6 protein-coding genes are annotated in these 6113 nt (G+C 65.6%); all 6 read right to left on the reverse strand.

From position 1 onward, the window contains the following. Positions 1-92 precede the first annotated feature (92 nt). Positions 93-1685, reverse strand: a complete 1593-nt coding sequence (locus AC27IQ_RS06160) for a glycerol-3-phosphate dehydrogenase/oxidase (RefSeq protein ID WP_284431074.1) — start codon at positions 1683-1685, stop codon at positions 93-95. A 153-nt stretch (positions 1686-1838) separates the two neighbouring features. Continuing rightward, the gene (locus tag AC27IQ_RS06165; protein WP_317354582.1) at positions 1839-3569 is read right to left on the reverse strand and encodes an ABC transporter substrate-binding protein; all 1731 of its coding nucleotides are present in this window, start codon (positions 3567-3569) and stop codon (positions 1839-1841) included. Between the two features lie 113 nt (positions 3570-3682). Next, positions 3683-3991: a DUF2160 domain-containing protein gene (locus AC27IQ_RS06170; RefSeq protein ID WP_284413575.1), complete on the reverse strand. Its 309-nt coding sequence runs from the start codon at positions 3989-3991 to the stop codon at positions 3683-3685. Between the two features lie 151 nt (positions 3992-4142). Beyond that, positions 4143-4955: a carbohydrate ABC transporter permease gene (locus AC27IQ_RS06175; protein WP_272549418.1), complete on the reverse strand. Its 813-nt coding sequence runs from the start codon at positions 4953-4955 to the stop codon at positions 4143-4145. Then, complete coding sequence (locus AC27IQ_RS06180) at positions 4948-5844, reverse strand: carbohydrate ABC transporter permease (protein ID WP_272549419.1); 897 nt, start codon at positions 5842-5844, stop codon at positions 4948-4950. The genes AC27IQ_RS06175 and AC27IQ_RS06180 overlap by 8 nt, the downstream gene beginning before the upstream one ends. Further along, on the reverse strand, positions 5841-6113 hold a 273-nt coding region (locus tag AC27IQ_RS06185; protein WP_487088878.1), incomplete at its 5' end, for a TOBE domain-containing protein. The genes AC27IQ_RS06180 and AC27IQ_RS06185, both read right to left, overlap by 4 nt.

Below are 6113 nucleotides of genomic sequence, written 5' to 3' on the forward strand. Positions count from 1 at the left end.
ACCATTTGCAGCACTTCCCGCTGGGCAGAAACCTCGCGCTTGAAACGCGAAGCCCTCGATTTTGTCAAAAAGCGCAACTGACGTCAAGCACTTCACAACGGGACGTCCAAATACTGCCGGGCCAACGCCTGGAACACCTCCAGCTGGGGGTCTAGGCCGAGCTCCTCGCGCAGGATCTCGCCCACGCGCGGGGCCAGACGAGCGGCTTGGGCCGCATCCAGGAAAAGCATCCGGCTGCGGCGGGCCAGCACATCTTCCACCGTGCGGGCGTACTCGTAGCGGGCGGCAAATCGCACCATCGCCTCGGTCAGCCCCTCTGACAGCGCGGCGTCCGCGCCCGGCAAGCCGTCGATGAAGGATGCCTCACTGCCATAGGAGTGCAGACCTTGGGGCGCGCTGATGCGGTGCTGCACCGCCTGCTGGGGCGAGCCCACGAGGGGAAGATGGCGCGTCACGCCGCTGGGGCGCTCCGCCAGCAACCCCGCAGTGAAGCATTTTTGCAACACGTCCTCCGCCATGGCCCGGTACGTGGTCCATTTTCCACCGGTGACGGTGACCAGTCCGCTCGCGCTGGCGATGACGGTGTGCTCGCGGCTGATGCTCTTCGTGTTGTCACCGTCGTCGTCCTGCGGTTTGACCAAAGGACGCAATCCGACCCAGATGCTGCGTACATCCGAAGGGCCCGGCGCCCGCGTCAGGTAGCGGGCGGATTCGCTCAGGATGAACGCCACCTCCTCCTTGAACGGTAAGGGCTCGCGGGCCAGGTCCTGGCGTGGGCTGTCGGTCGTCCCCAGGATGACTTTGCCCAGCCACGGCACGGCAAACAGCACACGGCCATCGGCGGTCTTGGGCACCATGAGCGCATGGTCGGAAGGCAGGAATTCGCGGTCCACCACGATGTGCACGCCCTGGCTGGGTGCCACGATGGGCTTGGCGGGGCGCCCGAGCGCCGCGGCATCCTGCTGGCGAAACGCGTCCACCCACACTCCGGTGGCATTGACCACGCACTTCGCGCGCACGGTATAGGCGGTGCCGGTTTCGCGGTCCTCGCACGTGAAGCCCGCCACCTTGCCGGCCTCGTGCACCAGTTCGCGGGCGGAGCAGTAGTTGACGAGCAAGGCTCCGCGCTGCGCCGCCGTGCGGGCCAAGGCGAGCGCCAGCCGGGCGTCGTCGAACTGGCCGTCCCAGTACTTGACCCCGCCTTTGAGCCCTTCCTTGCGGGCCGTGGGCAGCAGGCGCAAGGTGCTTTCCCGGCCGAGGAATTCGGTGGCGCCCAGGCCGGCCTTGCCCGCCAGGACGTCGTAGGCCTTGAGTCCCACGCCGTAGAACGGCGTTTCCCAATAGCGGTAGGACGGCATCACGAACGGCAGCGGCTGCGCCAGGTGGGGGGCATTGTTCAACAGCGTGGTGCGCTCGTGCAGCGCTTCGCGCACGAGGGAGATATTGCCCTGCGCCAGATAGCGCACGCCTCCGTGCACCAGCTTGGTCGCGCGGGAGGATGTTCCCTTGGCGAAGTCGTGCGACTCCACCAGGACCACGCTGAAGCCACGCGCGGCGGCGTCCAGCGCCACGCCCAGGCCTGTCGCACCGCCCCCGATCACCGCCAGGTCGTAGAGGCGGGGCTCAGCCAGCCGAGCCAGCAGTTCGGAGCGTTTGGTGTACAGGGGGGTGGTCACGGTATTCATGGGATCGATTGTCCATGCGTCTCGGAAGAACCAAGGGTTAACCCTTGATTCACCGCAAAAAACAAATCCGCCCAGGCCCTTGCAGACAAGGACGAGGGCGGGAGGTGGGCAAATCAGGCCGGCGGTGCGTGGGCGCCGGCCCATCCTGCCGGGTCAGCGCACCTTGCCGTCCTTCCAGGCCTGCAGCAGGCGGTCGTAGGCAATGGTTTCGCCCTTGGGCTTTTCATTGGCCAGCTTGGCCCAGGGGGCGGCCTTGTCGCTCAGCCACTTGGCAGGATCGCCCTTGGGATTGAGCTTGGGCGCGCAGTGGGCCATGCCGGCGCGCTCCAGGCGGGCCATGACCTGGTCCATCTCGTCGGCCAGCGTGTCCATGGCGCCCTGTGGGGTCTTCTCGCCCGTGACGGCCTGGGCCACGTTCTTCCACCACAACTGCGCCAGCTTGGGGTAGTCGGGCACGTTGGTGCCGGTGGGCGACCAGGCCACGCGGGCCGGGCTGCGGTAGAACTCGACCAGGCCGCCGAGCTTGGGCGCCATGTCGGTCATGGCCTTGGACTGGATGTCGCTCTCGCGGATGGGCGTCAGGCCCACGATGGTCTTCTTGAGCGAGACGGTCTTGGCGGTCACGAACTGGGCGTAGAGCCAGGCAGCGGCCGTCTTGTTGGCGTCATGGCCGTTGAAGAACGACCACGATCCCACGTCCTGGTAGCCGTTCTGCATGCCGGGCTTCCAGTACGGGCCGTTGGGGCCGGGCGCCATGCGCCACTTGGGCGTGCCGTCGGCGTTCACCACGGGCAGGCCGGGCTTGACCATGTCGGCGGTGAAGGCGGTGTACCAGAAGATCTGCTGGGCGATCTGGCCTTGCGCGGGCACGGGGCCGGATTCGCCGAAGGTCATGCCCATGGCTTCCTTGGGCGCGTACTTCTTCATCCAGTCCACGTACTTGGTGAGCGCGTACACGGCCGCAGGCGAGTTGGTCGCACCGCCGCGGGACACCGAGGCGCCCACGGGCGTGCACTTGTCCGCCGCCACGCGGATGCCCCATTCGTCGATTGGCAGGCCATTGGGCGTGCCGATGTCGGCCGAGCCCGCCATGGACAGCCAGGCGTCGGTGAAGCGCCAGCCGAGCGAGGGGTCCTTCTTGCCGTAGTCCATGTGGCCGTAGATGGCCTTGCCGTCGATGGTCTTCACATCGTTGCTGAAGAATTCGGCGATGTCTTCGTAGGCGCTCCAGTTCAGCGGCACGCCCAGGTCGTAGCCGTACTTGGCCTTGAACTTGTCCTTCAAGTCCTTGCGCTCGAACAGGTCGGCGCGGAACCAGTACAGGTTGGCGAACTGCTGGTCGGGCAGCTGGTAGAGCTTGCCGTCCGGCGCGGTGGTGAACTTGGTGCCGATGAAGTCCTTCAGGTCCAGCCCGGGGTTGGTGAACTCCTTGCCGGCGCCCGACATGTAGTCGGTCAGGTTCATCATCTTGCCGTAGCGGTAGTGCGTGCCGATCAGGTCGGAGTCGCTGATCCAGCCATCGTAGATCGACTTGCCCGACTGCATCGAGGTCTGCAGCTTCTCGACCACGTCGCCTTCCTGGATCAGGTCGTGCTTGACCTTGATGCCGGTGATCTCCTCGAAGGCCTTGGCCAGCGTCTTGGACTCGTACTCGTGCGTGGTCAGGGTTTCCGACACCACCGAGATTTCCTTCACGCCCTTGGCCTGCAGCTTCTTGGCCGCGTCGATGAACCACTTCATCTCGGCCAGTTGCTGGTCCTTGGCCAGCGTGGACGGCTGGAATTCGCTGTCCACCCACTTCTTGGCTTCCGCCTCGCCCGCCATGGCCGTGTTGCCGGCCAGGACCGCGACGGCCAACGCCAGCGCCGAATACTGCATCTTCATAGTGCTTGTCTCCTGATAGTCAGTTGAATCGACTCCCCTTTGCATTCCAGCGGCCGCCGGGTCCGGGGGATGGGTCGGACCGGCGGCAGAAAAAACTCCCGGCAGCCTGGCCGTCAGCCCTTGCGCAGGATCAGCACCAGCAAGGCCATCGACAGCACGAAGCTGATCCAGATCGACGGTTCGGCCGACAGCGAGAACCACTGCACCAAGTGCCCGCTGATGCCCACGAAGGCCAGGTTCACATAGGCGGCGGCCAGCAGGCCGATGAAGAGGCGGTCGCCGCGCGTCGTCGCCAGCGGCAGCCAGCCACGCCGGAGCAGGGTGGGGGACTTGATTTCCCACACCGTCATGCCGGCCAGCATGAGCACGATGCACAGGAAGAAAACGGCCACCGGCGTGGTCCAGGCCATCCACTCAAACATGGGTACCCCCCTGAGCGCCTGCGGCACTTACCCTGAGGGGGACGCAGCGTGTGGCCGGGCAAGGCCCGCTCCACGGCTGCCGCTGGCGTTGGACGCATCGCGCGCTCTGCGGTGAAAGTGTGTGATTCATGGCTGTGCTCCCTTTCACACGTCAAACCCGGCCCATCGCGAAACCCTTCGCGATGTAGTGCCGCACGAACCAGATGACGATGGCACCCGGCACGATGGTGAGCACACCGGCCGCGGCCAGGGTGGCCCAGTCCATGCCGGAGGCGCTCACGGTGCGCGTCATCGTCGCCACGATGGGCTTGGCGTTCACGCTGGTGAGCGTGCGCGCCAACAGCAGCTCGACCCAGCTGAACATGAAGCAGAAGAACGCCGCCACGCCCACACCGGCCTTGATGAGCGGCAGGAAGATGGTCAGGAAAAAGCGCGGGAAGCTATAGCCGTCGATGTATGCCGTCTCGTCGATCTCCCGCGGGATGCCGGTCATGAAGCCTTCCAGGATCCACACCGCCAGGGGCACGTTGAACAGCAGGTGGGCCAGCGCCACGGCGATGTGCGTGTCCATCAGCCCCACGGTCGTGTAGAGCTGGAAGAACGGCAGCAGGAACACCGCGGGCGGCGTCATGCGATTGGTCAGCAGCCAGAAGAACACGTGCTTGTCGCCCAGGAACTGGTAGCGCGAGAACGCATAGGCCGCCGGCAGCGCCACGGTGAGCGAGATCACCGTGTTGATGGCCACGTAGATCAGGCTGTTGATGTAGCCCGAATACCAGGACTCGTCGGTGAAGATGGTCTTGTAGTTGTCCCAGGTGAAGTGCTGGGGAAAGAACGAGAACGTGGAGAGGATCTCCGCGTTCGTCTTGAAGCTCATGTTGACCATCCAGTAGATGGGCAGCAACGCGAAGACGATGTAGGCCGCAAGGAAGAGGCTCCGCTTGCGAAAGCGCTTTTCATTCATGGCCGGCTCCGGTCTGTGCGTCGGTGCCCACGCGCTGCATCCAGTTGTAGAGGATGAAGCACAGCAGCAGGATGATGAGAAAGTAGATCAGCGAGAACGCCGCCGCCGGGCCCAGGTCGAACTGGCCCACGGCCTTCTGCGTGAGGTACTGGCTGAGGAAGGTGGTGGCATTGCCCGGCCCGCCGCCGGTGAGCACGAAGGGCTCGGTGTAGATCATGAAGCTGTCCATGAAGCGCAGCAGCACCGCGATCATCAGCACGCCGCGCATCTTGGGCAGCTGGATGTAGCGGAACACGGCGAACTTGCTCGCGCCGTCGATGCGCGCGGCCTGGTAATAGGCGTCGGGGATCGAGCGCAGCCCGGCGAAGCACAGCAGCGCCACCAGCGGCGTCCAGTGCCATACGTCCATCACCAGCACGGTGAGCCAGGCCTGCGTGGCGTTGCCGGTGTAGCTGTAGTCGATGCCGATGTACTGCAGCGCGGCGCCCAGCAGGCCGATGTCGGCGCGGCCATAGATCTGCCAGATGGTGCCCACCACGTTCCAAGGGATCAGCAGCGACAGCGCCACCGTCACCAGCACGGCGGAGGACTTCCAGCCCTGCGCGGGCATGGACAGCGCCAGGCAGATGCCCAGCGGGATCTCCACCGCCAGCACGGCGAGCGAGAACGTGATCTGGCGCCACAGGGCCGCGTGCAGCTCTTCGTCGCGCATCACGGCGGCGAACCATTCGGTGCCGACGAACACGCGCCGCTCGGGCGAGATGATGTCCTGCACCGAGTAGTTCACCACGGTCATCAGCGGCAGGATGGCCGAGAAGGCCACGCACAGGATGACGGGCAGGATCAGGAACCAGGCCTTCTGGTTCACCGGTTTGGTCGTGGTGCTCATGCCAGCAGTTCCTCGTTTTGGTAGAAGCAGGTATGGCGCCCCAGCACCTGCAGCCAGACCGTGTCGCCCGCCGAAGGCACCGCCTCGCCCGTGCCCAGGCGGGCCTTGAGCGTGTGCTCGCCCACGCGGGCCGTGAGCAGGAAGTAGGTGCCGATGTCCTGCACCTTCTCCACCGTGCAGGGCAGCGCGCCGGGCTGCCCGGCCGCGGCGATGGCCAGGTACTCGGGGCGCACGCCCACCTGCAGCGCGCCGCCGGCAGGGCCTTGCCC

Source organism: Acidovorax sp. KPB24-07 (assembly GCF_057543315.1).

Bases quoted from the DNA above. Each gene is read 5' to 3' on its own strand.
- AC27IQ_RS06165 (WP_317354582.1), bottom strand. From the start codon at position 3,569: ATGAAGATGCAGTATTCGGCGCTGGCGTTGGCCGTCGCGGTCCTGGCC.
- AC27IQ_RS06175 (WP_272549418.1), bottom strand. From the start codon at position 4,955: ATGAATGAAAAGCGCTTTCGCAAGCGGAGCCTCTTCCTTGCGGCCTAC.
- AC27IQ_RS06170 (WP_284413575.1), bottom strand. From the start codon at position 3,991: ATGTTTGAGTGGATGGCCTGGACCACGCCGGTGGCCGTTTTCTTCCTG.
- AC27IQ_RS06160 (WP_284431074.1), bottom strand. From the start codon at position 1,685: ATGAATACCGTGACCACCCCCCTGTACACCAAACGCTCCGAACTGCTG.
- AC27IQ_RS06180 (WP_272549419.1), bottom strand. From the start codon at position 5,844: ATGAGCACCACGACCAAACCGGTGAACCAGAAGGCCTGGTTCCTGATC.